Origin of the sequence: Pseudomonas sp. Sample_21 (genome assembly GCF_004307525.1) — a bacterium.
GTDB lineage: Bacteria > Pseudomonadota > Gammaproteobacteria > Pseudomonadales > Pseudomonadaceae > Aquipseudomonas > Aquipseudomonas atacamensis.
The window spans coordinates 18,169-44,060 of the sequence record NZ_RCNZ01000064.1 but is presented as its reverse complement, the minus strand read 5'-3'; the positions used below and the strand labels follow the sequence as shown (position 1 = coordinate 44,060).

Here is a 25,892-nt window from a genome sequence, read left to right as displayed (position 1 = left end):
GTCGTGATTGACGGCTTTTTTGTGGGTGCTATGGCGCGATATCAGTTTTGCGTGGACGCCCGCCTTTTTTGCCATTGGCTCGCGCTGCCGCAGATTTCGCAGCGCTGCTTTGACGCCCGTTGCGCGAGGCGACGACCGACGCGGCCATCCGCATAAGCGGCGGGCTCGCTGAAATCATTCCGGCAATGGAAATATCCAGATCCTTGCCCTCATGGCACAGCGCAGTGCCGGCGAAGCCGATCGTCAGGCTTGCATAATCGGCCGCTTCAAACCCCGCGAATTCGGGATACAGCTTCACCGGAAGCAACACACCGCTGCCGTCCTCGAAACGAATGACCAAAGAGGATTCTTCGAAGCTCACTGACACGGCCTGCAAACTATTGGCCTGTCGTACTTCGCCAAGTGTGATGGCGGCATCGAGCATCTCTTCCGTCAGGGGGCGATGCACCGACGGTTTTGCCTTGATGACCTTCATAATTCGATCTCAACTCCTTCCAACTTGCCGATCAAGGACAGCAGCACCTTGTCTGCATCGGGGTCATAGCGCGCCGATCCGATCCTGTAGGTCTCGTCGGTGACTGGTTTCATTACGGGCACTTCGTTTGCCTGGCAGTCCCATATCTGATTATCGAGACAAGCGGTCTTCACGGCCGACCACCAGATCCCTCGTGCTCTACGCAAGTGCGCCGGTTGTCCAAGTGACAGACACAAGCCGTTAAGCACAGTGAGCGGTGGTCGTCGGGACAACGGCACGACATCCCACAGATCAACTTCGTTGTGCCAGAAGCTGAACCGGAAGCGGGCATTCCAGGCACCCGCATCTACATGGGCGTGCGGTGGACAGTGTTCGTCTCTCAACATGATGCGAATCGACATTCCTTTGTAGCTGCATATCTTCATGCTAACCCATCCGTTAGGTTAATTGATTTCCAGATCTCGAATTTCCTTTCGAGTCCGACGACCGGTTAACACAAAGCGATGTGCCGGAGGTCACTGAAGACTAGCGGGCGTGGGGTTGGGGCTCGAGAAATGAGTCGAGAAAAACGTAAGAAAAGCTGTCGTTACGTTTTGAAATTACGCTTGGCATGATCCCTCCTGTGCGATCACCGAACGAAAATTACTGCTCTTAAAGTCTTCCAATTGACCGATGTAACCATCTAGTACATTTTATCTCCACAGGCCGGAACCTCTCGGCCGATGCCAAAAACAAGAAGTGGAGTTACCCCATGTCCCCTACCGTTCTGGTGCTTAACGGCCCGAACCTGAACCTGCTCGGCACTCGCGAGCCGGCGACTTATGGTCATGAAACCCTGGCGGATATTTCCGCGCTGTGTGGTCGCGCGGCTGACGAGTTCGGTCTGACCGTGGAATTTCGCCAGACCAATCATGAAGGCGAGCTGCTCGACTGGATTCACGCCGCGCGTGGTCGTTGTGCCGGGATCGTGATCAATCCGGCGGCGTGGACGCATACGTCCGTGGCGATTCGCGATGCACTGGTCGCCAGTGAATTGCCGGTGATCGAGGTGCACCTGTCCAATGTCCACGCCCGTGAGCCGTTTCGTCATCATTCATTTGTTTCCGGCATTGCCACGGCGGTGATGTGCGGGTTCGGCAGCCATGGCTATCGCCTGGCGCTGGAGCATTTCAGCCAGCGGTTGCAGAGGTAAGAACCATGTCGCGTTCCAAGGTGATACTCGCCGGGCTGATCGGCGCCGGGATTCAGGCTTCACGCACGCCGGCACTGCACGAGCACGAAGGTGATGCGCAGGGCCTGCGGTATCTGTACCAGCTCATCGACCTCGATCAATTGCACCTCGACAGCACGGCTCTGCCCGACTTGCTGCAAGCGGCGGAGCGGATGAATTACACCGGACTGAACATCACTTTCCCGTGCAAACAGGCGGTCATCCCGCTGCTTGATGAGTTGTCGCCGGAAGCCCGTGGCATCGGCGCGGTGAACACCGTGGTGCTGAAGGACGGCAAGCGTGTCGGCCACAACACCGACTGCCTCGGTTTCGCCGAGGGTTTTCGCCGGGGTCTGACAGACGCTGCCCGTCAACGCGTCGTCCAGATGGGCGCAGGTGGCGCTGGCGCGGCGGTGGCCCACGCACTGCTCAGCGAAGGCGTACGGCAATTGACGATTTTTGATGTCGACCGCGAGCGTGCCGAGAGCCTGGCAAACAATCTGAATCAACATTTTGGCGCCAGTCGCGCGCAGGCCGGAGCGGATTTGCCCGGGGCGCTGGCGCAGGCCGATGGTCTGGTCAACACCACGCCGATGGGCATGGCCAAGCTGCCGGGTTCACCGGTGCCGGCCGGGTTGCTGCGCAGGGAAATGTGGGTCGCGGAGATTGTGTATTTCCCGCTGGAAACCGAACTGCTGCGCGACGCCCGCAATTTGGGCTGCCGCACCCTGGATGGCGGCAACATGGCGGTGTTTCAGGCGGTGAAGGCGTTTGAACTGTTCAGCGGCGTGGTGCCGGATGCGCAGCGCATGCTTGAGCATTTTCAAAGCATGAATGGCTTAACAACAGGGTAACTCTGTGGGAGCGAGCCTGCTCGCGAAGGCGTCGATTCAGTCAACGAACAGGGCGACTGACACACCGCTTTCGCGAGCAGGCTCGCTCCCACAGGGAAGATCGAGTCAGGCCTTCAGGTAGCGCAACACCGACTCGCAGATCATCTCGCGATGACGCTGTTTGATGGTTTCATCCGGCAGGTCGATCTGGAAGATCTCCCCCAGCGTGTGACGGTTCGACACGCGATAGAAGCAGAACGAACTGATCAGCAGATGCACGTCCAGCGCATCGATGCCACGCCGGAACAGACCTTCGTCCGCGCCTCGTTGCAGAATCCCGCCCAAGGTATCGAGGATCGTGTTGTTCAGCGCCTTGATCGCATCGGAACGCTTTACGTACTCGGCGTTGTGGATGTTTTCGATGCTGACAATGCGCACGAAATCGACGTTGTGATCGTGGTGGTCGAAGGTGAATTCCACCAACCGACGGATCGCCAGCTCAGGCGGCAGTTCGTCCAGGTGCAGGCGGTTTTCCGTGCTGCGGATATCGCCGTAAAGCTTCTCCAGCACCTCGACGTACAACTGCTCCTTGCTGCCAAAGTAGTAATAGATCATGCGCTTGGAGGTGTGGATGCGCTCGGCGATCGCGTCGACGCGAGCGCCGGACAAGCCCTGCTGGACGAACTCGACGATCGCCTCCTGGAGAATGTTCTCGCGGGTCTTTTCCGGATTGTTCTTGCGACTCTTGCGCGGCACTGCGTCGGACTCGACAGCAGCGGCGGAAAGTTCTGAATTCATGGTCATCGCGGGCTCACGGCCATCACTGCACAAGCTGGCGATTATGGGCCGCGCGGGACAGTGAAGGAAGCCGCGCAGCCGGTGTTTAATCCCGCGTTTACGAATTCCCTACAACTTCGCCTGACGCACCGCACCGCTGCGGGATTTGGCCATCGCCGCCAGCCGCACCGCAACGTTGGCCGCGCCGTAGCCGGCATAGCCATTCTTGCGCTGGATGATCTCGAAGAAGAAACGCCCCTCGAACGGCTCGGTGTAGACGTGAAACAACTCGCCGCCCTGGGCGTCACGGTCGTAGAGCACGTTGTAATAGGCCAGCTCGCTGAGAAACTCATCGTCGAAATCGAAACGCGCCGCAAGGTCGTCGTAGTAATTCAGCGGGATGTCCAGCAGCGGCACGCCGGCCTCTTTGGCGCGACTGACATGGGCGAAGATGTCGTCACAATCGAAGGCGATGTGGTGCACACCGGAGCCGCGATAACTCGATAGCGCATGCGAAATAGCAGTGTTGCGGTTCTCGGAGATGTTCAGCGGCAGCCGGATCGAGCTGTCGCGACTGCGCAGTGCGCGGCTCTTCACCAGACCGTACGGATCGGGCAAGACCACTTCATCGTCGGCTTCGAAATCCAGCAGGCTTTTGTAGAACAGCACCCAACTGTCGAGGCTGTCGGCAGGCAGGGCCATGGCCATGTGATCGATACGCTTGAGGCCGCCGCTGGTCTGCGCGTCCGGCAACAGATTGAAATCGGTGCCGTACACGTCGGCGTCCGCATCGACCAGATAAATCAGGCTGCCGTCCGGTGCGCGCACCGCCGCCAGTTCCAGTTCATTCGGCCCGACCAGCCCGCGATAGGGCTGCCCCTTGTAAGCGACTGCGCGGGCCAGCGCACTGGCGCTGTCCTTGACCCGCACGGCCGTGGCGCACAGCGACGGGCCGTGAGCTTCGAAAAAGCTGTGGGCGAACGAATACGGCTCGGAGTTGAGGATCAGGTTGATATCGCCCTGACGCAGCAGGCTGACGCTCTTGGAGCGATGCTGCCCGGCCTTGGCAAAACCGAGGCGTTGCAGCCAGTGACTGAGCTTCGCGCCCAACGCTTCGTCGACGGCAAACTCGAGAAATTCAACCCCGTTGTATTCGCTGGCCGGCGGCGTTTCGAAAAGAATGTCACGGTTGGCCACCGGCGGCGCTTCCTGCTCGAGACGCTGACGGGTCTTCTCTTCCAGATACAGCAGCGAGCGCAATCCGTCGGCGGCGTTAGCTCGCGGGGGCGCGGCGCGGAAGCCGTCGTTGAAGATTTCCAGCGACAACGGTCCGGTATAACCACTCTTGATGATCGGCGCGAGGAAACCCGGCAGATCGAATTCGCCCTGCCCCGGGAAACAACGGAAATGCCGGCTCCACTCCAGCACGTCCATGGCCAGGATCGGCGCGTCGGCCATTTGCACGAAGAAGATCTTGTCGCCGGGAATGTCGGCGATCGCGCTGGGATCGCCCTTCAGCGACAGGGTGTGAAAGCTGTCGAGCAGCACGCCGAGGTTGGGGTGATCAGCCTGACGGACGATGTCCCAGACCTGTTGATAAGTGTTGACGTGACGGCCCCACGCCAGCGCTTCGTAACCGATGCGCAAGCCACGGGCGCCGGCGCGTTCGGCCAGCAGGCGCAAATCATCGACGAGGATTTGCTGATCGCCGACACTGTCCGGCGAGGCGTTGCTGCAGACCAGCACCAGGTCGGTGCCAAGTTCCTGCATCAGATCGAATTTGCGCTCGGCACGCTCGAGATTGCGCGCCAGGCGATCGCGGCGGCAGCCTTCGAAGTCACGGAACGGCTGGAACAGGGTGATGGCGATCCCCAGATCGGCGCACATCTGTTTAATTTCCCGTGGGCTGCCGTCGTAGTACAGGAGGTCGTTTTCGAAAATCTCCACGCCGTCGAACCCGGCGGCGGCAATGGCTTCGAGTTTTTCCGGCAGGGTGCCGCTCAAGGAAACGGTGGCAATGGAACGCTGCATGTTTCAACTCCCGGACTGCGCCGCTTTATCTTTACTGTAGGAGCTGCCGAAGGCTGCGATCGTTTGATCTTGATTACCAAAACAGCAAAATCAAAAGATCGCAGCCTTCGGCAGCTCCTACCGGGGAATGGGCTTTTATAGTGAGGGAAATTATTGGCTGCATCCCTGCGCGCAGCAATTTAAAGTGTACTACCCGGTTAGTTTTGCGTGCGATTATCGAACACTAAGGCGATTTGGCGAATTGACGATTTTTTGTTCACTGCCCAACATCGGTTGCACATCGAGTCCGGCCACTAACCACCGGGCAAGGTGTTCGACAGAAAAGAACACCAAATAACAAATCCAAAAACGGGTGGAACACATGATTCCTTCACAGACTTCCCGCATGGCTCCGGCCATAAGCACTGCCACGGGTGGCATAGGCGACAAGATCCGCGGCGCCATGGCTGTCGGCAAGACCCGCTGGGGCATGCTGGCGCTGGTGTTTTTCGCCACCACCCTCAACTACATCGACCGCGCCGCCCTCGGCGTCATGCAGCCGATCCTCGCCAAGGAAATGAGCTGGACGGCGATGGATTACGCCAACATCAACTTCTGGTTTCAGGTCGGCTACGCGATCGGTTTTGTCCTGCAGGGACGCCTGATCGACCGGGTCGGCGTCAAGCGCGTGTTCTTTTGCGCCGTGCTGCTCTGGAGCCTGGCGACCGGCGCCCATGGCCTGGCGACCTCGGCGGTCGGCTTCATGGTCTGCCGCTTCATCCTCGGCCTGACGGAAGCGGCCAACTACCCGGCCTGTGTGAAGACCACGCGCCTGTGGTTCCCGGCCGGTGAACGTGCAGTCGCTACCGGCATTTTCAACGCCGGCACCAACGTCGGCGCGATGTTCACGCCGATGCTGCTGCCACTGGTCCTGCATGTGTGGGGCTGGCAAGCGGCGTTCCTCTGCATGGCCGCACTCGGCGGGATCTGGCTGTTGTTCTGGGGCCTGAAATACTTCAATCCGGAAGATCACCCGACGGTGAAACAGTCGGAGCTCGATTACATCCAGCAGCAAGTCGAACCGGAACAGGCCCGCGTGCCGTTCAGCAAGATCCTGCGCATGCGCGGCACCTGGGCCTTCGCCCTCGCCTACTCGCTGACCGCGCCGGTGTTCTGGTTCTATCTGTACTGGCTGCCGCCGTTTCTCAATCAGCAATACAACCTCGGCATCAACGTGACGCAGATGGGTATTCCACTGATCATCATTTATGTCACGGCTGACTTCGGCAGTGTCGGCGGCGGGATTCTGTCCTCGTTCCTGATCGGTCGCGGGATGAACTCGATCAAGGCGCGGCTGCTGTCGATGTTGCTGTTTGCCTGCTGCATCATTGGCGTGGTGATGGCTGCCGGCTCGGCGAACCTGTGGGTGGCGGTGGCGGCGATCTCGCTGGCGATCGGCGCGCATCAGGCCTGGACTGCGAACATCTGGAGCCTGGTGATGGACTACACGCCCAAGCACATGATGAGCACGGTGTTCGGCTTCGGCGGCATGTGCGCGGCGATCGGCGGGATGTTCATGACCCAGATCGTCGGCCACATCCTCACCGTCACCAACAACAACTACACAGTGCTGTTCACGCTGATCCCGGCGATGTACTTCCTCGCACTGACGTGGATGTACTTCATGGCACCGCGCAAGATTCCGACCGTTACCGAATAACCTGCCTGCATACATCCCATTGTGGGAGCGAGCCTGCTCGCGAAGGCGTCACGTCAGCCGCTGAATATGGCGACTGACCCACCGCTTTCGCGAGCAGGCTCGCTCCCACAAGTTGTACCGGGATCCGCTCTTCAGCGCCGGCTCTGCTGCCACGCTGCCGCCAATCCGCTGCAACAGATCACCGCAATACCAATCACCGTCAACCCGCTCGGGGTGTGATTGAACAGCAGCCAGCCCAACAATCCGGCAAAGACAATCTGGCAATAGCCGAACGGCGCCAGCAAGGCTGGTGCTGCGTGACGGAAGGCCTGGGTCAGGAACAGATGCGCCGTCATCCCGCAGCTGCCCAGCGCCAGCATCAGCGCGGCATGAGGCAACGTCGGCACCTGCCAGAAGAACGGCACCAGCGCGCTCATCACCAAGGTATTGCACAGCCCGGCGAAGAAGTTGCTGGTGGTCGGGCTGTCCACTTCGGCGAGCTTGCGCGTCAGCAATTGGTAGAAGCAGAAGAACAGCGCCGAGCAGAACGGCAGCAGGATCGCCGGGGTGAACAGTTCGCCGCCCGGGTGGACGATGATCAGCACGCCGATGAAGCCGCAGATCACCGCGATCCACTGCCCGCGCGTCACCCGTTCCTTGAGCAACGGCACCGACAATGCCGTCACCAATACCGGTGCGAGAAAGTTGACCGCCGTGGCTTCGGCCAGCGGGATGTACAGCAGCGCCGTGGTGAAAAACAGGCTGGTGCCGAGCAGGCACAGGGCACGGGCGAGCTGCCATAACGGTTTTTTCGTGCGCAGCACGCGCAAACCGGACTGCGGCAGGAAAATCCCCGCCATCAACAAGGTGTGCACCACATAGCGCGCCCACACCACCATCACGATCGGATAAAAACCGGAGAGGTATTTCGACAACGCGTCGTGGCTGGAAAACAGGAACGTCGCCACGACAATCAGCAAGATCCCCTTGAAGGGCTGGTTGACACCGGAGAGCGGGGTGCTGACGGTCATTGGCAATCTCTGAAAAAAAAATCCGGGCGAGCGTTCGCGCTGGCGGCAATCGTTGTGGCAATCATAGTCGGCCGAGCTTTCAGCAACCGCACAGGTTGCACTCTTCTTCGCCGGGAAACCGCCGCCAGGCAAAACCTTGAGGCAAGATTCCCGCCACTTCGGCGCCCGGCCAGTGTGCAACATCACAGACTGCCGTCGGAACAGCGGGTTCATGAGTTCGACGGAAGAAATTCCACTCGGGATTGAATTCACGGCGCGCTCGACCGTCAATACCAGGCCCGCACCATGTGGGCGCGTGTGCATGGACGGACGACCGGACTGGCGCCACACTCACACAGCGGCAACACTCATCACCAGCAGATTCATCACCGGCAATAGAAAGAGGATTCCCACATGCTATGGAAAAAAGGCCGACGCAGTGACAACGTCGTCGACGCCCGGGGTGATGATGCCGGCGGTGGCGGCGGCATGCGCTTCGGTGGCGGCAAGGGCCTGAGCCTGACCGCTATTGTGCTGATCGTCGGCATCGGCTGGCTCACCGGCCAGGACCCGATGCAGATTCTCGGCCAGTTGACCGGGCAGATGGAACAACCGGCGCCCACCTCGCAAACCCGTCAGGCACCGCCGGCCAACGATGAACAGGCTGAATTCGTCCGCTCTATCCTCGGCGACACCGAAGACACCTGGGGTCCGATCTTCCAGCAGGCCGGACGCCAATACAAAGACCCGACACTGGTGCTGTTCAGCAATCGGGTGAACTCCGCGTGCGGCATGGCCACTTCTGCCACCGGCCCGTTCTACTGCCCGGCCGACCAGAAGGTCTATCTGGACATGGCCTTCTTTCAGGAGATGTCGCAGCGCTTCAAAGCCGCTGGCGATTTCGCTCAGGCTTACGTGATTGCGCACGAAGTCGGCCACCATGTGCAGACGCTGCTGGGCGTCTCGGCGAAGATGCAGGCGGCGCGTCAGCAAGGCCGGCAGATGGAGGGCGACGGCGGCTTGCTGGTTCGCCAGGAATTGCAGGCCGACTGTCTCGCCGGCGTCTGGGCGTATAACGCGCAGAAACGCCTGAACTGGCTGGAACCGGGCGACATCGAGGAAGCCTTGAACGCCGCCAACGCCATCGGCGATGATCGCTTGCAGCAACAGGGTCAGGGCCGTGTGGTGCCGGACTCGTTTACCCACGGTACGTCAGCGCAAAGGGTGCGCTGGTTCAAAACCGGATTCGCGCAAGGCCAGGTAAGCCAGTGCGACACCTTCGCGGCGAAAACCCTGTAAATGCATAAATGGCTTGTGGCGTTACTGTTCATCGTCGGCACCGCGCAAGCGGCCGGCGTCGATGCGATCAGCCCCGGTCGCCTGCAACTCAAGGCCGGGGAAATGGCGGTGGGCATCGGCCCGGCACCGGAGAAGATCGAGCGGGTGCTGATCGTCATTCACGGTCGCCTGCGCAACGCCGAGACCTACCGCAAAAGCGCGGAAAGCGCCGCCGAACTCGCCGGGCAGACCGCGCACACGCTGGTGATCGCTCCGCAGTTTCTCAATGAAAGTGACGTCACCCTGTATTCCTTGCCGCCGACGGTGCTGCGCTGGCAGGGCAACGAGTGGATGGGCGGCGGCTTGTCCACCGGGCCAAATCCGCTGAGCTCCTACGCGGCGCTGGATGAAATCGTCGCGCGGGTCAGCGATCGCAAACAGTTTCCGGACGTGAAGCAGATCGTGATCTTCGGCCACTCTGGCGGGGGCCAAGTGGTGCAGCGTTACGCCCTGCTGGCCAAGGATCAGCCAGCGCTCAAGGCCAACGGCATTCGCTTGCGCTATGTGGTGGCCAATCCTTCTTCTTATGCGTACTTCAACGAGCAGCGGCCAGTGGCGTTCGATCACGCGCAATGTCCTGGTTTCAATCGCTGGAAGTACGGCCTGGCGGACATGCCGGTGTATGCCGGCGGGCAAACGCCGTTGCAGGTCGAGAGCGCTTACGTCAAACGCGAGGTGATTTATCTGCTCGGGCAGCAGGACGTCGATCCGGAACATCCGGCGCTGGACAAGAGCTGCGCGGCCGAGGCGCAAGGGGCTTACCGGTTGATGCGCGGAAAAATGTATTTCGGCTACTTACTGCGCCGGCATCCCGAGGGGGTCAATCAGCGGCTGGTGGAGGTGCCTGGAGTCGGGCATGACGGGGATGGAATGCTGACGTCGGCGGAGGGGCAGAAGGCGTTGTTTGATCAGTAGGTTTTTTTGCTGAATTCACCGCCCCCTTCGCGAGCAAGCTCGCTCCCACATAGCTCTATGACATGCACAAAATATGTGTGCACTGAAGATCCAATGTGGGAGCGAGCTTGCTCGCGAAGGGGCCGGCTCAGGCGACGAAGATGTCAGGCAAACAGCATCCGCCGCAACTCAACACAATCCTTCGCATGCCAATCGGTCAACTCCGGCCACGGGTTATCCGGCAGGTTCACCAATACCGTCCGCGCCCCCGCTGCTCGACCGCAATCCAGATCAAAACGGTAATCGCCGACCATCACCATGTCACTGGCCGGCACTTGCCAGGCTTCGGCCAGTTTCAGCAATCCGCCGGGATGTGGTTTCGGTGGTGCTTCGTCGCGACCCAGCACATCCTCAACCGCGAAGCAGTCAGCCAGGCCGATCGCCTCCAGCGTCACGTGCGCCAGCTCACGCGCATTGCGCGTGAGAATGCCGAGGCGATAACCGCGCGCATGCAGGTCGCGCACCAGCTCAACCGCGCCGGTGGCCGGGGTCGAGCCCAGCGCCAGATCGCGTTCGTGCTCGAGCAACCAGGCATGCTTGGCCGCTGCTTCATCCGCTGGCAATGCAGCGAGATGGGTGAGGATGTCGTCCTCTGGCGGAATCGCCAGCGCCACACGAATCGCCGCGAAATCATGCACGGCGACAGTCAGCGTGCCGTCCATGTCGAACACCCAATGACGAACCTCGGTCAGGCTCATGCCCAGTCCTTGCGATGGCGGATCAGGCCTTCCTGAGTCACCGAAGCGACCAGTTGCCCGGCGCGGTTGAACACGCTGCCACGGGAAAAACCACGGGAGTTGCCGGCCCACGGACTGTCCATCGCGTAGAGCAACCAGTCATCGGCGCGCAGGTCGTTGTGGAACCACAGCGCGTGATCGAGGCTGGCGACCTGCATGTCTTTCTGCCAGACCGACTTGCCGTGGGGCAGCATCGACGTGGTCAGCAGGCCGAAGTCCGAGGCGTAGGCCAGCAGGTATTTGTGCAGCGCAGGAATGTCGGCCAGGGCGCCGTCGGCGCGGAACCACACATATTTGATCGGATCGGCCGGTTGCGGGTTGTACGGATCCTTTTCGGTGACCGGGCGTACTTCGATCGGTTTCGGGCACAGCAGTTTTTCACGCATGTGCTCGGGAATCAGGTGCGCACGCTGCTGGATCAACTCCAGCTCCGAGGGCAGGTTTTCCGGGCCGACCACCGCCGGCATCTGGCCCTGATGCTCGAAGCCTTTTTCGTCGTACTGGAACGAAGCGCTGCACGTGAAGATCGGGTGGCCCTTCTGGATCGCCGTCACACGGCGGGTGCTGAAGCTGCCGCCATCACGCACGCGATCAACCGAATAGACCACCGGCAACTTGGCATCGCCCGGGCGCAGGAAATAACCGTGCAGCGAGTGCACATGGCGCGCCTCTTCCACCGTCTGACTGGCCGCCGACAGCGACTGGCCGAGCACCTGACCGCCGAACAACTGGCGGAACCCCAGATCCTGACTACGACCACGGAACAGGTTTTCTTCGATCGGTTCCAGGGTCAGCAGATCGACCAGATCTTCCAGCACTTGGCTCATTCAGACTCTCCTCACACAAAGCAATGGCCGCGCAGTCTTGGCTGCGGCGGACGATTCAGGTTCTGGCACGGGCCAAATACGATGGCGGCCATTGTAAACGTCCGTGTCGGCTTATTCATGCAAGCTTTGCAGCCATTGTTCGCGGCTGATGCGATACAGAACATGACGGCGCAACGGGTGATCGAGCGCAAGCCTGGGGTGATCGAAATCATCCTGCGGATCGTGATGCATGCCGATCGCCTGCATGACCTTCTCCGACTGCGCATTCTGCCCGGCGGTAAACGAGACGATTTCCTCCAGTTTCAACTGGTCGAAACCCGCGCGCAGTGCGGTCCACGCCGCTTCGCTGGCGTAACCCAGGCCCCAGTGTTCCTTGGCCAGCCGCCAGCCGATCTCCACCGCCGGGGTAAACGGCGCATCGAAGCCGACCACGCCCAACCCGGTGAAACCGATGAACTCGCCCGTGTCCTTGCGCTCCAGCGCCCACAGGCCAAAGCCATGCTCGGCAAAATGCCCGCGCACGCGGCCGATCAGCGCGGCACTTTCGAGCCGGGTCAACGGCGCCGGAAAGTAGCGCATCACCTGCGGATCGGCGCACATCGCGGCGAATGCCGGCAAATCTTCGTCCTGCCATTGACGCATCAACAAGCGCGCGCTTTGCAGCTCCAGTATCGGCTCCATCGTCCCCTCCATTTCCATGCCGTTGAGTCTACATCGCTGGTAGGATCGTTCATTCTTTCCCAGGTTCTGCGCGAAACAAGCCATGCCCTTGCCGTTGATCTATCACGAAGACTACAGCCCCGAGTTTCCCGCGGATCACCGCTTTCCCATGGACAAGTTCCGGCTGCTGCGCGATCACCTGGTCGACAGCGGCCTGACCCGCGACGCCGACCTGCTGCGCCCGCAGATCTGTCCCAACGACATCCTCGCCCTCGCCCATGACCGCAGCTATATCGAACGCTACATGAGCGGCGAGTTGTCCCGCGAAGACCAACGGCGCCTCGGCCTGCCGTGGAATGAAGCGCTGGCGCGACGCACGGTGCGCGCGGTGGGCGGTTCGATTCTCGCCGCAGAGCAAGCGCTGGAACATGGCCTGGCCTGTCATCTGGCCGGCGGCACCCATCACGCTCACTACGATTACCCCGCCGGCTTCTGCATCTTCAATGACCTGGCGATCATCAGCCAGTACCTGTTACAGAGCGGCCGGGTCAATCGCGTGCTGATCTTCGATTGTGACGTGCATCAGGGCGACGGCACCGCGCGGATTCTGCATGACACGCCGGAGGCGATTACCGTTTCCCTGCACTGCGAAAAGAATTTTCCCGCACGCAAAGCCGAAAGTGACTGGGATATTCCGCTGCCCAAAGGCATGGGCGATGCCGACTATCTGCAGGTGGTCGATGACACGCTCAATTACCTGCTGCCGCTGTATCAACCGGATCTGGTGCTCTACGACGCCGGCGTCGATGTGCACAAGGACGATGCCCTCGGTTATCTGCAACTGACCGACGCCGGGGTGGCCGAGCGCGATGAACGGGTGATGCGCCATTGCCTGGGCCGCGACATCCCGGTGGTCGGGGTAATCGGCGGCGGCTACAGCAAGGACCGCCACGCCCTCGCCCGCCGCCACGGCATCCTCCATCACAGCGCGCAACGAGTGTGGGATTCACACGGCTGTCATTGAAACGTGCTGCGTTACCCACAATCGCTGTGGAACTGCCTGTGGATAACCTGAGCGAAAGGGACTGCAGGCCATGCTGGCCAAGGCGCCCAGCGCACTGTTTATTTTTTAACCAGCCTCGAAATACACCGCAGCCCCGGTGGGAGCGACCTGCTCGCGAAAGCTTTAGCACCCACACCATCTAAATTGACTGACAGACCGCGTTCGCGAGCAGGCTCGCTCCCAGATGGTGTCTCCCACAGGGTTCAGCGCTGTTAGAATGCGCGCCTTGTCCCGCCATACCGCAGCGCAGCCCATGACCCAGAATTCCGCCCCCGCCAACACCCACGTCGCCATCATTGGCGGTGGCCCCGCCGGCCTGATGGCCGCCGAGGTGCTGAGTCAGGCCGGAATCCGCGTCGACGTGTACGACGGCATGCCCTCGGTCGGGCGCAAGTTTCTGCTGGCCGGGGTCGGCGGCATGAACATTACCCACTCCGAAGCGTACCCGGCATTCCTCTCCCGCTACGCTGAGCGTGCACCGCAAATCGCCCCGCTGCTGCGCGCATTCGATGCCGATGCGCTGTGCCAGTGGATTAATGAACTGGGCATCGAAACCTTCATCGGCAGCTCCGGCCGCGTGTTCCCCACCGACATGAAAGCCGCCCCGCTGTTACGCGCCTGGCTCAAGCGCCTGCGCGACAGCGGCGTAGTTATCCACACCCGCCATCGCTGGCTCGGCTGGGACGCAAGCGGTGCACTGCGCATCGCCAGCCCGCAAGGCGAAATCAGCGTAAACCCCGACGCCACCTTGCTCGCCCTCGGCGGCGGCAGTTGGTCGCGCCTGGGCTCGGATGGCGCGTGGATGTTGCCGCTGGAGCAGCGCGGCGTGGATCTGGCGCCGTTGCAGCCAAGCAATTGCGGCTTCGAGGTGCAAGCCTGGAGCGAGCTGATGGTGAGCAAATTCGCCGGCGCACCGCTGAAAAACATTGCCATCGGTTTGAACGACGACATCCCGCGCTTGGGCGAATGCGTGATCACCGCGACCGGCATTGAAGGCAGCCTTATCTATGCGCTGTCGGCGCCGATTCGCGAAGAGATCAATCGCTATGGCGCGGCGGTTATCCACATTGATCTGCTGCCCGGTCGCCCTGTGGATAAACTGCAGGCGGCGCTGAGCAAACCACGCGGCGCGCGCTCAATGGCCAAGCATCTGCATAGTCAGGTGGGGATTGATGGCGTGAAAGCGGCGTTGTTGCGCGAGCTGACCGATGCCGAAACATTCGCTGATCCATTGCTGTTGGCGCGAGCGATCAAAGCGTTGCCGCTCACACTGGTGAAAACCCGTCCGCTGGATGAAGCGATCAGCAGTGCTGGTGGCGTGAGATTCGAAGCGATGGATGAGCGCTTGATGCTCAAGGCCCTGCCGGGGGTGTTTTGCGCCGGCGAGATGCTTGATTGGGAAGCGCCGACGGGAGGGTATTTGCTGACTGGGTGTTTTGCCAGTGGGCGGGCGGCTGGGTTGGGGATGTTGAGCTGGTTAGGGCGCGGGAACTGAGTCGCCCTCGCCCCCTCACCCCAGCCCTCTCCCCCAGGAGAGGGAGCCGACCGAGGTGTCTGACGTCATGCACGACCTGAACGATCGTGTCGATTAGGCATTCACAACTGATATATCACGTCGACGTAACTCTCAAGCATTCCCCAATCGGTCCCCTCTCCCTCCGGGAGAGGGTTAGGGTGAGGGGCTTTTGATCTTTGATCTCAAGGCTTGCGCTTGCGCGGTCCAGTATTGAACACCGGCACTTTGCGCACCGGCTTGATCGATGGCTCCGGTGCCGAGGTCTCGCCGCTGTCGACCCACTTGCCCAGATTGCGCTTACCACCGCCACCGCCCGACGCTTTCGGCTTCTTCGGTTTCTTCGGCTTCTTGATCACCTGACCGCTGGCATCGGTGTCCGGCACGCGGTGCTCGGGTTCGAAATCCGGTTCGTTCTGGCGCTTCAGGTTCTGCCGCGTCAGCATCTCGATTGCCGACAACATGTTCACTTCATCGGCACACACCAGCGAAATCGCCTCACCGGTGGCACCCGCGCGACCAGTGCGGCCGATGCGGTGAATGTAATCCTCGGCGACGATCGGCAGATCGAAGTTGACCACCAGCGGCAGATCTTCGATGTCCAAACCACGGGCGGCAACGTCGGTCGCGACCAGAATCTGCACTTCGCTGAGCTTGAACCGGTCCAGCGCGCGCTGGCGCGTAGCCTGCGGTTTGTCGCCATGGATGCCGTCAGCATTCACACCGAGGCCCTGAAGTTTTTCCACCAGCGCATCGACGCCGTTGCGGGTCTTGGCGAACACCAGCACTTGCTTCCACTTGTTCTTGCGCATCAGGTGCACGAACAGTTCAGCCTTGCGCTTCTTGTCCACGGTGACGATCCACTGCTTGACCGTGTTGGCGGCGACGTTGCGCGGGCTGACTTCGACGCTCAAAGGATCGTTGAGCATCTGCCCGGCAAGCAGGCGGATGTCATCGGAAAAGGTCGCTGAGAACAGCAGGGTCTGGCGCTTTTTCGGCAGCATGCGGTAAATGTTCGCCAGTTCTTCCGAGAAGCCCAGGTCGAGCATACGGTCGGCTTCATCCAGCACCAGCGTTTGCAGCTGATTGAGCTTCAGCGCGTTCTGGCGGAACAGGTCGATCAAGCGACCGGGTGTGGCGACCAGCACATCGACGCCGCCGCGCAGCTTCATCATCTGCGGGTTGATGCTGACGCCGCCATACACCGCGTAAGTACGCAGCGGCAGGTTTTCCGCGTACTGGCGCACGGCTTCGTGGACCTGCTCGGCCAGCTCGCGGGTCGGCACCAGAATCAGCGCACGCGCCGAGTTGGCGGTGACTTTCGGCCCTTCCATGGCCAGCAACTGCAACAGCGGCAAGGCGAAACCGGCAGTTTTACCGGTGCCGGTCTGGGCCGCTGCCATCAGGTCGCGACCGGCCAGCACCGCCGGAATGGCTTGCGCCTGCACCGGCGTCGGGGTCTGGTAGCCGAGCGTCTCGAGGGAGCGCAGCAAGGGTTCGATCAGGCCAAGGGAGGCGAAAGTCATGGGAGTACCGTAGGAAAAAATGACGCGGGGATGCAATGCCGCGCAGTTTACCCTAATTCGTACGCGCTTCCGTCGGAACGGCTTTCGCCTCTTCCACGGGTGGCTGCGCAGGTCGACGCCACTGCGGCAGGCTGATCAGCAGCACCGCGCTGATGATCACCAGCATCGCCAGCGCTTCTTCGATGCCGATGGTCTCGCCGACAAACACCACGCCGAGCAACACCGCCACCGCCGGATTGACGTAGGCATAACTGGTCGCTGCCGCCGGGCGCACGTGTTTGAGCAGATACATGTAGGAATTGAAGGCGATGATCGAGCCAAAGAAAATCAGATAGGCCAGCGCCAGCCACCCTTCGAGCGGCGGCATGGCTTGCAGGTGCTCGCCACTCAGCGCACTGCCGATCAGCAAGACCACGCCGCCGACGAGCATTTCCACCGCACTGGCCATCGCCCCTGCTGGCAGCGGCAGATGCTTGCTCCACACCGAACCGAACGCCCAGCTCGCCGCCGCGAAAATCAGCAACATCGCACCGAGCGGGCTCGATTGCAGGTTGGAACCCATGTTGAGCATGGCGATGCCAATAATCCCCAACGCGACACCCGCCCACTCCAGCCGCGTATTGCGCGCGCCCCAGAAGTAGCCGAACAACAAGGTGAACAGTGGCACCGTCGCCACCGCCAGCGCAGCAACGCCGGAAGCCACGCCAGTGTGCTCCGCCACGCTCACAGCGCCATTCCCAAAACTGAGCAGCAGAATGCCGACCAGCCCCGCCGCTTTCCACTGCGCCCAGGTCGGCGCAGGAGCACCGCGCCAGCGCAGCCAGGCGTACATCAAGCTGCCGGCAATGACGAAGCGCACCCCGGCCAGCAACAGCGGCGGCCAGTATTCGACGCCGATGCGAATCACCAGATAGGTCGATCCCCAAATCACGTACAACGCAAAAAACGCAGCGATCAACGGCAGGGAAAAACGGCGCAAGGCAGGCATGGGCAGCTCGACAGTCAGATTTCTGTGGACCGGTCATTCTAGAAAGGCCGCCGCGCAAAAATAAGTTACAAAACCTGTTTTTCGCGCCGGTACACTTTTGCATGAAAGCAGCTGAGACCGACAAGGTCCTTGTGGGAGCGAGCTTGCTCGCGAAGGCGGTGTATCAGCAGACATCCATCTTGGATCGTTCCTACGCTCCGCGTGGGAATGCCTCAACGGACGCTCTGCGTTCGGCTTTGAAAGGGACGCCGAGCGTCCTGGACTTCATTCCCACGCAGAGCGTGGGAACGATCAGTCGGAGTGCCTGGCATCAGCGATAACGCTGCAAATGCTCGCCGACTTTCGCCGCAGGGACTTTCTGCAATTTGCACAGCAGGTCGTGATTCAACTCGCGCACCCCGTGCTTGCCGCGCAACTCTTGCGCCAGATGCGCCATCAGATTGGCCGCCATCTCGGCGTCGGCCATGGCCCGGTGAGCCTGGCCCGTATGCGGCAACTGCGCGAACGTGGTGAGCGTGCCGAGCTTGTGATTCGGCGCCGCCGGCATCAGGCGCCGCGCCAGCAGCAGTGAACAGGCAAAATTCTGCAGGCGTGTGCGTTTGATCTGCCCCAGTTCGAAATCCCAGAACTTCTGGTCGAACGAGGCGTTGTGCGCCAACAGCGGCGTACAACCGACGAATTCGTTGACCTCTTCCATCACCCGCTCGGCCGGCGGCGCGGTGCGCAGCATGGCGTTGCTGATGCCGGTCAGTTGCTCGATGAACGCGGGGACGCGCACGCCGGCGTTCATCAGGCTCTGGTAACGCTCGACGATGCGGCCGTTTTCCAGCATGACCACGGCGATTTCCGTGGCGCGGCAGCTGCTGTTCGGCGACAGGCCGGTGGTTTCAAAGTCGATGACTGCAATGCGTTCCAAACCGGGGTGTACTCCGTTCAAATCTGTTGTTCAGCTCAGCTCTTGAGCAACAGCGCGCCTTCGATCGGCACGTAGCGGCTGGCGGCGCGGATCAGCGAGTTGGCGGTCAGGCCGGGCACGCCGTAGGCGACTGCTTGCACGCCGTGCTTGTTGATGATGCGTTCGAGCAGCATGTCGAAATCGCCGTCACCGGAGGCCAGCACCACTTCGTCGACATGGTCGGCGGCGTCCATGATGTCCAGGGTAATGCCCACGTCCCAGTCGCCCTTGGCCGAGCCGTCGCTGCGCTGGATGTAGGGCTTGAGCTTCACGGTAAAACCGAGGTTGCGCAGGATCTGCTGAAACTGCTGCTGCTTGCTGTCGCCACGGTCGATCGCGTAGGCGTAAGCCTCGACGATCTGCCCGTTCTTGCTGATGTCGGCCCACAATGCGGCGTAGTTGAAGTGGCAACCATAGGCCTGACGCACGGTGTAGTAGAGGTTCTGCACATCGGCGAACACTGCGATTTTTTTCACCGGAGTTCCTGTGAGCGTGCAAGCGCACGAAGCGGGGTCAGGCGATCAGGCCCGAAAAAGGCGCTCAGTATGCCAGCCCGAAGGAGGGTTCCGCGAATAATCGGCCACAGGCGCAAAGGTGCTGCTGACGAGTGGTGAGTGTGGCGAGGGGATTCATCCCCGTTGGGCTGCGCAGCAGTCCTCGCTCCAATCAGGAAAAGCGGGGCTGCTGCGCAGCCCAGCGGGGATAAATCCCCTCGCCACAGTGTACATGTCAGCCTTCAGAGACTATGTCTGCCTTCAAAGGCGATGTCAGACAAAGGAGTCGTCGTCATCGAAGAACGACGAATTGTCGCTGCTGTAATCGGCGTCGCTGAAACCGCCCTGGTCATTGCCAGAGAAGCCGTTGTCCGCCACGCGCTGATCATCGCCCCAGCCGTTGTTGCTTTGATCGGCGACCTGCGCCGGTTCTTCCTTGATGACCTCGACGATTTCTTCCGGTTGCTGATTGTGGTGGAACAGGCTGCTGATGCCCTGCGCCAGCATCACACCGCCGGCCACGCCTGCAGCGGTTTTCAGCGCGCCGCCGAGGAAGCTGTTGCCCGCCGCCGGGGCTGCCTGCTGCGCATAGTTGGGCGGCGCGGCGCCGAAGTTCTGTTGCGGTGCCGGAGTCTGGTAGCTCTGCTGCGGTGCCGGTTCACGCCAGCCGCCGGAGGACGACGGTGCGGCGCTCTGGCTCGGCGCCGGACGTGAGTTGCCGCCACCAAAAATGCTCGACAGGAAGCCACCGCCACCGCTGGATGCCGGTGCGCCGCTCTGGGCCTTGACCGATTGCAGCTCGGCCTGCAGGCGCTGGACTTGCTGGGTCAGCTGCTTGTTCTGCTCGTCGAGGCTTTTCAGCGCGGCCTCTTGCACCAGAATCGCCTGGGTCATGAAATAACCTGCCGCCGGTTGGCGCGTCAGGTGTTCCTTGATCCGCGCCTCGGCCTGGGCGTCGCGCGGGGCTGCCTCCGTTTCGGCCTGTTGCAGCCGGGAAAACAGTCCATCGATCAGGGTTTGCTCTTCGCTGTTCATGGCGACCTCGTAGATTGCCGGTAATAACGTGCCCGCGCCCACTCTGGGCGTGGTGCTCTCCTGTAATGGAGACAGTGACAAAACGTTTCAATGACCTTTACCGAATGTTTACGTTTGTGTCGGCCCGCGTTGCATCGGTTAAAGTGAGCCACTGTTTTCGACCTGCGATACCGACTGATGAATGCCCTCGAAGTACTGCGCGACTCTTTGTATTTTTTCAAACGCCATCTGGGCAGCATCGTGCAGTTGTGCCTGCCGCTGGTGATTGTCGAAGCTTTCTTGCAGCAGGCGGTCGATCACGCCACCGGGCCGGACACCTTCGCCGGCGTCAGCATCATCGTCGGCCTGCTGGTGTATCCGCTGTACACCGCCGCGCTGATCCTGTTTCTCGATGCGCGCAGCCGTGGCGAGTCGCCGCGCAACCGCGACCTGCTGGCGATGGCCGCCACCCTGTGGCCGCGCTTCGCGGTGCTGACCGCGCTCAATACCTTGCTGATTCTGCTCGGCCTGTCGCTGTACTTCCTGCCCGGCCTGATGCTGATGGTCATGCTCGCCTTCGCCGAATACCTGCTGGTGCTGCGCGGCCTCGGGCCGTTGCAGGCGATGAAGGAAAGTCTGCGCCTGACGCGCGGGCACTTCTGGCGCATCCTGCTGTGCATTCTCTGCGTGATGACACCGTTGTGGCTCCTCAAAGGCGCGACGCTGGCGGTGTACCCCGAACCGCAGAATCCGCTGATTGCCGGGCTGATCGACAGCGCTCACAGCTTTCTGCAACTGTTCACCAGTGTGGTGCTGTTCCGTCTGTTCATGCTGATCAGCGAATTGCCTGACAAACGTAACGGCGCAGTCTGACCGCGCCGTGCTTGGGCTTCGCCGCTGCCGTCAGGTATGCTCGGGGCCACTTTCTGTAACGCTATAAGCCGAGCCATGACCCGTCTGCTGCGCTACACCCTGCTCCTCGTCATCCTCGCCGCCGTCCTGTTCGGCGTGCTGCTGTTCAGCCTGACCTGGCGCCCCGATGCCCGCGAAACCCTACCGGTCAGTTGCGGCACTACCGCGCCGACGCTGGTGCCGGGGCAAGCGCTGAAAGTCATGACCTGGAACGTGCAGTTCCTCGCCGGCAAGCGCTACGTATTCTGGAATGACCTGGCCGAAGGCGACGATGAGGCGCCGACCGCCGAAGACATGGCGTTCAGCCTCGACGAAGTAGCGCGGGTGATCCGTGACGAACAACCGGATGTGGTGCTGTTGCAGGAGCTCGACGACGGCGCCAAGGCCAGTGACTACCAGAATCAGCTCAAGCTGTTGCAGGAACGCGTCGCCGACCTGTATCCGTGCAGTGCCAGCGCCTTCGACTGGAAAGCCGATTTCGTCCCCGAGCCACATATCTACGGCAGCGTCGGCCGCCAGTTGGCCACGCTGAGCCGCTATCGCATCGAACACGCCGAACGCCTGCAACTGCCCGTCGCCCCGAGCAACTTCATCAGCCGCCAGTTCCAGCCCAAAGACGCTTTGCTCGCAGTCAAACTGCCGCTCAGCGATGGCGGACAACTGACCGTGTTCAACACCCACTTGCAGCGCGCCAGCCAGGCGGACGGCAACGTGCAGGCGCAAGTGGCTGCCGTGGCCAAAGTCCTCGACAAGTATGAAAGCCAAGGCCTGCCGTGGCTGATCGGTGGCGATTTCAATCTGCTGCCGCTGGGCCAGTATCGACGCCTGCCGGTCGAGCGGCGCACGCCCTACTCTGCCGACAGCGAACTGCATCTGCTGTGGGACAAGTACCCGATGATCCCGACCAACAACGAGGCCGGCGGTATCGATCGAGCCAAATGGCTGACCCATTACCCCAACGACCCCGGCCTCAACGGCCCGGATCGCACGGTGGATTATCTGTTCTACAGCCCGAAGCTCAAACGCCTGCAAGCGCAGGTGCGGCAGGACGATACCTTGCGCATCTCCGACCATTTGCCGGTGATTGCGCGGTTCCTCCTGCCCGCTGCGCCCTGAGCGCTTTGCCCTTATAAGCCGGGCGGAACGTAGCCCGGAACATAGCGGACATTGGCGCACTTGCCATGCAGTATTCGCCCGTCTTCAATCAGGAACTGGGCGATCTTCTTCTGTTGATTGATCTTCGCCTGCAACTTGCAGGTAGAACTGTGGCCGACCTGTTGATAGTGCTCGGTGTACACCATGCCATTGCCGGTATGGGTCATCGAAGTGCCGGCCGCTTCGGTGGAGGTCCAGCTCGCGGACTTGTGCCAGGTCAGTACGGCCAAGGGTTCGCCGTTCGGGCCGGTTTCCTTTGCCATCGAGTCGGGCGTGCCGAACAGGTCCAGTGCTTCCTGCATATCACGGCCTTCCCAGCGGCTCTGCGCGATAGTGGAACAGCCGCTCAAGAGCAATCCTGCCAGCAGGGCTGCCAGCCATAAACGTGTGTAAGTCATTGGATGCCTCGGCTTATTTCTTCAGTTCGAGCAGGCTGTCGATGTTGTCCATCATCTGGCTCTTTTGCTGAATCGGCGCGAGCTTGAAGAACATCTGCTGCAGCATCTCGATCATTTGCAGGTATTCCATCTTGCCCACGGCGGCCATGTCGTTTTTCGCGCGACTGCCCGGCGCACAGGCAAACTTCAGCGCTTGCTGGACCCAGAACTCTTTCGGCGCCTGCCATTGGTTGGCAACTTTCAGATGACGCATGGTGTAGGCGAGACGCTCAATGGACTGGCCATTGATAAAACGCACCTTGCCCGTAGAGCATTGGGCTTCGAGGTTATAGACGTCGATCATCGGTTTGCCCGGCTCTTCATAAACCAGAGTCACCGCGACCAAGGTTGCGCCTTTGGTTTTCTGCGAAGGCACCACCGACGTCGCATCGGCGACGTACATGATGTTTTTCTGGGGCACGCCGTTGCCGTAGATAATCCACCAGTCGCCAATCGGATCGGGCTCTTCGGCCATGGCCGAACTGGAGGCGGCCAATAGCGCAGCCGACAAGAAGATCAACTTCTTGAGCTTGAAAAAAGTGGTCATGGGCAGTTCCGTTCCTTGGGCGCAAGTTGCCAGGCAACAAGGCTGTTATTGTTCAGGCGGCGATTTTGCGAGCCGGAACAACCAAGGGCAATTAGCACGGATGGGCTAATGGCGCGCAGCCATTGCGGGTCAGGTGCCGCGTGGTTTCGCCCGCGCCGTGGCTTCGGCGACCAAGGGATCGTCCGGCCAATAGTGCTTCGGATAACGCCCCTTGAGATCCTTCTTCACTTCGGCATAGGTGCTGCGCCAGAAGTTGGCCAGGTCCTGCGTGACCTGCACCGGCCGCCGCGCTGGCGACAGCAAATGCAGCTTGACCACTTGCCGGCCGCCGGCGATCCGTGGCGTATCGGCCAGACCAAACAGCTCCTGCAAACGCACCGCGAGAATCGGTGGATGTTCGCTGTAATCCAGGCGAATCGATGAACCCGACGGCACGTTCAAATGATGCGGCGCCAGTTCGTCGAGCTTCTGCGGCAGCGGCCACGGCAGCAGATTGCGCACGATGCTCGACAGGTCGAGGTTCGCGAAATGGCTGAGCCGCGAGACTTTGCCCAGATACGGCATCAGCCAGTCTTCCAGGGTATTCAACAATGCCGCATCGCTGACATCCGGCCATTGGCTGTCGTCCTGAGTGCTCAGATCGAGCTGGCGCAACAGCGCCACTCGCGCTTGCCATTGGCGCAGTTCCGGCGTCCACGGCAACAACTCCAGACCCTTGCGCCGCACCAGATTGACCAGCGCCTGACTGCGCGCGTTTTCATCCAGACCGGTCAAAGGTTCGCGGCTCAGAATCAGCTCGCCGACCTTGCGCTGGCGCTCGGCACGCAGCACGCCTTCGCGTTCATCCCAATCGAGTTGATCGACGCTGCGCACTTGCTCGGCGAGCACCGAATCGAACAGCGCCGGATCGAAATCCGCCGCCAGATAGATGCGTTCTTCGCGCTGGCCCTGACGGCTGCCGAGGTCGGCAATAACAATCCACTCGTGCTTCATCAGGCTATCGGCCTCAGCGAACAGCGCCGCGCGACCGTTGGCCAAACGGTATTCGGCCCCACCGGCACGCCGTTGCTGGGCGACGCGATCCGGGTAGGCCAGCGCCAGCAGCGCGCCGAGCCAGCGCGGATGCTCGGGATCGTTTACCGGTTCGCTCGGCTTGCCACGCAAGTAGCCGCGATACTGCCGAGCCAATTGCCGGGCACGTTGCACCCCGCCCTGCGCGACACGACCGGCACGTTCTTCGCCGGAAAGCAGGACCAATCGGCTGTGCAGATCCGCACCAGCGCCGCGCAGGATATCGCGCTCGCCGAGCAGCGCCGCCACATCGCAGGCCATCGCCGCCAGCCCCAGCGCCTGACCGCGCAACAGCAAATGCGCGATGCGCGGATGCGCCGGCAGTTCGGCCATGGCTTGGCCGTGGGCCGTCAGCGTGTCGCCGTGCAAGGCGCCGAGGCGTTGCAGCAGATCCTGCGCTTGGGCATACGCGGCGGCGGGCGGTATGTCGAGCCAGACCAGTTCGCCCGGGGTCACGCCCCAGCGCCCGAGTTGCAAAGCGAGGCTGGCCAGATCCGCCGAGAGAATTTCCGCGCTGCCATAAGCCGCCAGTTGTTCGTGCTGATCCTGTGACCACAAGCGATAACACACGCCCGGCTCCAGTCGCCCGGCGCGGCCGGCACGCTGGGTGGCGCTGGCCTTGGAGATGCGTTGGGTGTCGAGGCGGGTCATGCCGCTGCCCGGGTCGAAGCGCGGCACCCGCGCCAATCCGGCATCGATGACCACGCGCACGCCGTTGATGGTCAGGCTGGTCTCGGCGATGTTGGTTGCCAGCACCACTTTGCGCTGACCGGGCGGCGCCGGATCGATCGCTGCACGTTGCGCATTGAGGTCGAGTTCGCCGTGCAACGGGCACAGCAGAACGTCTTTGCGCTCGCCGATTGCGTCGACCAGTTGCTGATGTACGCGACGGATCTCCGCCTGTCCCGGCAGGAACACCAGCAGGCTGCCGGTCTCGTCGTGCAGCGCTTCGAGCACGGTTTGGGTAACGCGCTGGTCGATATATTCGCCCGGCTGGAACGGCCGGCCCCAGCGCATCGTCACCGGGTACATGCGCCCTTCACTGCGCAGGATCGGCGCGTCATCGAGCAAGCCGGCCAGGCGCTCGCCTTCGAGGGTCGCCGACATCAGCAGAATCTTCAGCGGCTGTTCAGCGCGAAACAGCTCGCGACCGTTCAGACTGAGGGCCAGCGCCAGATCGGCGTCGAGACTGCGTTCATGAAATTCGTCGAAGATCAGCAGGCCCACACCCTCCAGCGCCGGGTCGTCCTGCAAGCGCCGGGTGAGGATGCCTTCGGTGACCACCTCGATACGCGTCTTCGGGCCGACCTTGCTGTCGAGGCGGATGCGATAGCCGACAGTTTCACCGACCTGCTCGCCGAGCTCGCTGGCCAAACGCTCCGCCGCCGCCCGCGCAGCCAAGCGCCGTGGTTCGAGCATGACGATGGTCTGCCCGACCAGCCAGGCCTCGTTGAGCAAGGCCAAAGGCACGCGGGTGGTTTTACCGGCGCCGGGCGGTGCTTCGAGCACGGCTTCGTGGCGTGACGCGAGGGCTTCACGCAGGGCGGGTAAAACATCGTCGATCGGCAAAGAAATCATGCTGGCTCCCAAACAGAGGGCCGAGTATAACGGCGAACTGCCGGGCGTTCGTCAGGGTCTTAACTTCACAAGACGAAGCTTCGTTATTTGATGACTCAGGAGACATTTC

At 61.5% G+C, this 25,892-nt stretch carries 25 protein-coding genes; 9 read left to right on the top strand and 16 right to left on the bottom strand.

The window, feature by feature from the left end:
- Positions 1-28 precede the first annotated feature (28 nt).
- Together D8U71_RS10645 and D8U71_RS10640 are read right to left on the bottom strand one after the other, a co-directional pair.
- A complete protein-coding gene (locus tag D8U71_RS10645; RefSeq protein ID WP_122706020.1) occupies positions 29-475 on the bottom strand; it encodes a DUF2442 domain-containing protein in 447 nt (148 codons plus the stop codon).
- Positions 472-900 (bottom strand): DUF4160 domain-containing protein, encoded by a 429-nt coding sequence (locus tag D8U71_RS10640; RefSeq protein WP_130887740.1) that lies wholly within the window; start codon positions 898-900, stop codon positions 472-474. The genes D8U71_RS10645 and D8U71_RS10640 overlap by 4 nt, the downstream gene beginning before the upstream one ends.
- A 326-nt stretch (positions 901-1,226) precedes the next feature.
- On the opposite strand from D8U71_RS10640, the gene aroQ reads away from it, so the two are divergent.
- Entirely contained in the window at positions 1,227-1,667 is a 441-nt protein-coding gene (gene aroQ / locus D8U71_RS10635; RefSeq protein WP_016773081.1) for a type II 3-dehydroquinate dehydratase, read from the top strand.
- 5 nt (positions 1,668-1,672) lie between these two features.
- Positions 1,673-2,539: a shikimate dehydrogenase gene (locus tag D8U71_RS10630; protein ID WP_130887739.1), complete on the top strand. Its 867-nt coding sequence runs from the start codon at positions 1,673-1,675 to the stop codon at positions 2,537-2,539.
- A 105-nt stretch (positions 2,540-2,644) separates the two neighbouring features.
- On the opposite strand, the gene D8U71_RS10625 is transcribed toward D8U71_RS10630, so the two are convergent.
- The gene (locus D8U71_RS10625; protein ID WP_016773079.1) at positions 2,645-3,322 is read right to left on the bottom strand and encodes a TetR/AcrR family transcriptional regulator; all 678 of its coding nucleotides are present in this window, start codon (positions 3,320-3,322) and stop codon (positions 2,645-2,647) included.
- 102 nt (positions 3,323-3,424) lie between these two features.
- On the bottom strand, positions 3,425-5,326 hold the full coding sequence (gene quiC, locus D8U71_RS10620; protein ID WP_130887738.1) for a 3-dehydroshikimate dehydratase QuiC: 1,902 nt from the start codon (positions 5,324-5,326) through the stop codon (positions 3,425-3,427).
- Positions 5,327-5,711: 385 nt separating this feature from the next.
- On the opposite strand from quiC, the gene D8U71_RS10615 reads away from it, so the two are divergent.
- Positions 5,712-7,025: an MFS transporter gene (locus tag D8U71_RS10615; protein WP_232245443.1), complete on the top strand. Its 1,314-nt coding sequence runs from the start codon at positions 5,712-5,714 to the stop codon at positions 7,023-7,025.
- A gap of 131 nt (positions 7,026-7,156) precedes the next feature.
- On the opposite strand, the gene D8U71_RS10605 is transcribed toward D8U71_RS10615, so the two are convergent.
- Entirely contained in the window at positions 7,157-8,035 is an 879-nt protein-coding gene (locus D8U71_RS10605) for a DMT family transporter (protein WP_041477756.1), read from the bottom strand.
- 393 nt (positions 8,036-8,428) lie between these two features.
- Between D8U71_RS10605 and D8U71_RS10600 the strand changes: the two genes are divergently transcribed.
- Together D8U71_RS10600 and D8U71_RS10595 are read left to right on the top strand one after the other, a co-directional pair.
- A complete protein-coding gene (locus tag D8U71_RS10600) occupies positions 8,429-9,313 on the top strand; it encodes a neutral zinc metallopeptidase (RefSeq protein ID WP_016773076.1) in 885 nt (294 codons plus the stop codon).
- Positions 9,314-10,267, top strand: coding sequence for an alpha/beta fold hydrolase (locus D8U71_RS10595; RefSeq protein WP_130887736.1), 954 nt, complete (start codon positions 9,314-9,316; stop codon positions 10,265-10,267).
- A gap of 143 nt (positions 10,268-10,410) precedes the next feature.
- Here the strand turns inward: D8U71_RS10595 and D8U71_RS10590 are convergent, their stop codons facing one another.
- The 3 genes from D8U71_RS10590 to D8U71_RS10580 form a co-directional block, all read right to left on the bottom strand.
- Complete coding sequence (locus D8U71_RS10590) at positions 10,411-11,004, bottom strand: HAD family hydrolase (RefSeq protein WP_016773074.1); 594 nt, start codon at positions 11,002-11,004, stop codon at positions 10,411-10,413.
- Positions 11,001-11,870 carry an acyl-CoA thioesterase II gene (gene tesB, locus D8U71_RS10585; protein ID WP_016773073.1) on the bottom strand — a complete coding sequence of 290 codons (870 nt, stop codon included), beginning with the start codon at positions 11,868-11,870 and terminating at the stop codon, positions 11,001-11,003. The genes D8U71_RS10590 and tesB overlap by 4 nt, the downstream gene beginning before the upstream one ends.
- 111 nt (positions 11,871-11,981) lie before the next feature.
- Entirely contained in the window at positions 11,982-12,551 is a 570-nt protein-coding gene (locus D8U71_RS10580) for a GNAT family N-acetyltransferase (protein WP_130887735.1), read from the bottom strand.
- Positions 12,552-12,633: 82 nt separating this feature from the next.
- On the opposite strand from D8U71_RS10580, the gene D8U71_RS10575 reads away from it, so the two are divergent.
- Together D8U71_RS10575 and D8U71_RS10570 are read left to right on the top strand one after the other, a co-directional pair.
- Complete coding sequence (locus tag D8U71_RS10575; protein ID WP_024014421.1) at positions 12,634-13,554, top strand: histone deacetylase; 921 nt, start codon at positions 12,634-12,636, stop codon at positions 13,552-13,554.
- A gap of 292 nt (positions 13,555-13,846) precedes the next feature.
- A complete protein-coding gene (locus D8U71_RS10570) occupies positions 13,847-15,088 on the top strand; it encodes a TIGR03862 family flavoprotein (RefSeq protein WP_130887734.1) in 1,242 nt (413 codons plus the stop codon).
- Between the two features lie 203 nt (positions 15,089-15,291).
- Here the strand turns inward: D8U71_RS10570 and D8U71_RS10565 are convergent, their stop codons facing one another.
- The 5 genes from D8U71_RS10565 to D8U71_RS10540 form a co-directional block, all read right to left on the bottom strand.
- Positions 15,292-16,632, bottom strand: coding sequence for a DEAD/DEAH box helicase (locus D8U71_RS10565; RefSeq protein WP_024014423.1), 1,341 nt, complete (start codon positions 16,630-16,632; stop codon positions 15,292-15,294).
- A 52-nt stretch (positions 16,633-16,684) separates the two neighbouring features.
- A complete protein-coding gene (yedA, locus tag D8U71_RS10560) occupies positions 16,685-17,620 on the bottom strand; it encodes a drug/metabolite exporter YedA (RefSeq protein ID WP_130887733.1) in 936 nt (311 codons plus the stop codon).
- Positions 17,621-17,930: 310 nt separating this feature from the next.
- On the bottom strand, positions 17,931-18,536 hold the full coding sequence (locus tag D8U71_RS10555) for a 3'-5' exonuclease (RefSeq protein WP_123443291.1): 606 nt from the start codon (positions 18,534-18,536) through the stop codon (positions 17,931-17,933).
- Positions 18,537-18,571: 35 nt separating this feature from the next.
- Entirely contained in the window at positions 18,572-19,051 is a 480-nt protein-coding gene (locus D8U71_RS10550; RefSeq protein ID WP_056790604.1) for an NYN domain-containing protein, read from the bottom strand.
- 291 nt (positions 19,052-19,342) lie between these two features.
- Positions 19,343-20,104 carry a DUF2076 domain-containing protein gene (locus D8U71_RS10540; protein ID WP_123443290.1) on the bottom strand — a complete coding sequence of 254 codons (762 nt, stop codon included), beginning with the start codon at positions 20,102-20,104 and terminating at the stop codon, positions 19,343-19,345.
- Positions 20,105-20,281: 177 nt separating this feature from the next.
- Here D8U71_RS10540 and D8U71_RS10535 point away from each other — a divergent pair, with 177 nt between their 5' ends.
- On the top strand, positions 20,282-20,956 hold the full coding sequence (locus D8U71_RS10535) for a YciC family protein (RefSeq protein ID WP_016773061.1): 675 nt from the start codon (positions 20,282-20,284) through the stop codon (positions 20,954-20,956).
- Between the two features lie 75 nt (positions 20,957-21,031).
- Positions 21,032-22,111 (top strand): endonuclease/exonuclease/phosphatase family protein, encoded by a 1,080-nt coding sequence (locus D8U71_RS10530; protein ID WP_024014427.1) that lies wholly within the window; start codon positions 21,032-21,034, stop codon positions 22,109-22,111.
- Positions 22,112-22,122: 11 nt separating this feature from the next.
- Here the strand turns inward: D8U71_RS10530 and D8U71_RS10525 are convergent, their stop codons facing one another.
- The 3 genes from D8U71_RS10525 to hrpB all read right to left on the bottom strand — a co-directional run bounded on the left by D8U71_RS10525 (position 22,123) and on the right by hrpB (position 25,783).
- The gene (locus tag D8U71_RS10525; RefSeq protein ID WP_130887732.1) at positions 22,123-22,548 is read right to left on the bottom strand and encodes a hypothetical protein; all 426 of its coding nucleotides are present in this window, start codon (positions 22,546-22,548) and stop codon (positions 22,123-22,125) included.
- 13 nt (positions 22,549-22,561) lie between these two features.
- Entirely contained in the window at positions 22,562-23,134 is a 573-nt protein-coding gene (locus tag D8U71_RS10520) for a hypothetical protein (protein ID WP_130887731.1), read from the bottom strand.
- A 129-nt stretch (positions 23,135-23,263) separates the two neighbouring features.
- Positions 23,264-25,783, bottom strand: coding sequence for an ATP-dependent helicase HrpB (gene hrpB, locus D8U71_RS10515; protein WP_130887730.1), 2,520 nt, complete (start codon positions 25,781-25,783; stop codon positions 23,264-23,266).
- Positions 25,784-25,892: the final 109 nt, after the last annotated feature.

Bases quoted from the DNA above. Each gene is read 5' to 3' on its own strand.
- D8U71_RS10645 (WP_122706020.1), bottom strand. From the start codon at position 475: ATGAAGGTCATCAAGGCAAAACCGTCGGTGCATCGCCCCCTGACGGAA.
- D8U71_RS10640 (WP_130887740.1), bottom strand. From the start codon at position 900: ATGAAGATATGCAGCTACAAAGGAATGTCGATTCGCATCATGTTGAGA.
- aroQ (WP_016773081.1), top strand. From the start codon at position 1,227: ATGTCCCCTACCGTTCTGGTGCTTAACGGCCCGAACCTGAACCTGCTC.
- D8U71_RS10630 (WP_130887739.1), top strand. From the start codon at position 1,673: ATGTCGCGTTCCAAGGTGATACTCGCCGGGCTGATCGGCGCCGGGATT.
- D8U71_RS10625 (WP_016773079.1), bottom strand. From the start codon at position 3,322: ATGACCATGAATTCAGAACTTTCCGCCGCTGCTGTCGAGTCCGACGCA.
- quiC (WP_130887738.1), bottom strand. From the start codon at position 5,326: ATGCAGCGTTCCATTGCCACCGTTTCCTTGAGCGGCACCCTGCCGGAA.
- D8U71_RS10615 (WP_232245443.1), top strand. From the start codon at position 5,712: ATGGCTCCGGCCATAAGCACTGCCACGGGTGGCATAGGCGACAAGATC.
- D8U71_RS10605 (WP_041477756.1), bottom strand. From the start codon at position 8,035: ATGACCGTCAGCACCCCGCTCTCCGGTGTCAACCAGCCCTTCAAGGGG.
- D8U71_RS10600 (WP_016773076.1), top strand. From the start codon at position 8,429: ATGCTATGGAAAAAAGGCCGACGCAGTGACAACGTCGTCGACGCCCGG.
- D8U71_RS10595 (WP_130887736.1), top strand. From the start codon at position 9,314: ATGCATAAATGGCTTGTGGCGTTACTGTTCATCGTCGGCACCGCGCAA.
- D8U71_RS10590 (WP_016773074.1), bottom strand. From the start codon at position 11,004: ATGAGCCTGACCGAGGTTCGTCATTGGGTGTTCGACATGGACGGCACG.
- tesB (WP_016773073.1), bottom strand. From the start codon at position 11,870: ATGAGCCAAGTGCTGGAAGATCTGGTCGATCTGCTGACCCTGGAACCG.
- D8U71_RS10580 (WP_130887735.1), bottom strand. From the start codon at position 12,551: ATGGAGCCGATACTGGAGCTGCAAAGCGCGCGCTTGTTGATGCGTCAA.
- D8U71_RS10575 (WP_024014421.1), top strand. From the start codon at position 12,634: ATGCCCTTGCCGTTGATCTATCACGAAGACTACAGCCCCGAGTTTCCC.
- D8U71_RS10570 (WP_130887734.1), top strand. From the start codon at position 13,847: ATGACCCAGAATTCCGCCCCCGCCAACACCCACGTCGCCATCATTGGC.
- D8U71_RS10565 (WP_024014423.1), bottom strand. From the start codon at position 16,632: ATGACTTTCGCCTCCCTTGGCCTGATCGAACCCTTGCTGCGCTCCCTC.
- yedA (WP_130887733.1), bottom strand. From the start codon at position 17,620: ATGCCTGCCTTGCGCCGTTTTTCCCTGCCGTTGATCGCTGCGTTTTTT.
- D8U71_RS10540 (WP_123443290.1), bottom strand. From the start codon at position 20,104: ATGAACAGCGAAGAGCAAACCCTGATCGATGGACTGTTTTCCCGGCTG.
- D8U71_RS10535 (WP_016773061.1), top strand. From the start codon at position 20,282: ATGAATGCCCTCGAAGTACTGCGCGACTCTTTGTATTTTTTCAAACGC.
- D8U71_RS10530 (WP_024014427.1), top strand. From the start codon at position 21,032: ATGACCCGTCTGCTGCGCTACACCCTGCTCCTCGTCATCCTCGCCGCC.
- D8U71_RS10525 (WP_130887732.1), bottom strand. From the start codon at position 22,548: ATGACTTACACACGTTTATGGCTGGCAGCCCTGCTGGCAGGATTGCTC.
- D8U71_RS10520 (WP_130887731.1), bottom strand. From the start codon at position 23,134: ATGACCACTTTTTTCAAGCTCAAGAAGTTGATCTTCTTGTCGGCTGCG.
- hrpB (WP_130887730.1), bottom strand. From the start codon at position 25,783: ATGATTTCTTTGCCGATCGACGATGTTTTACCCGCCCTGCGTGAAGCC.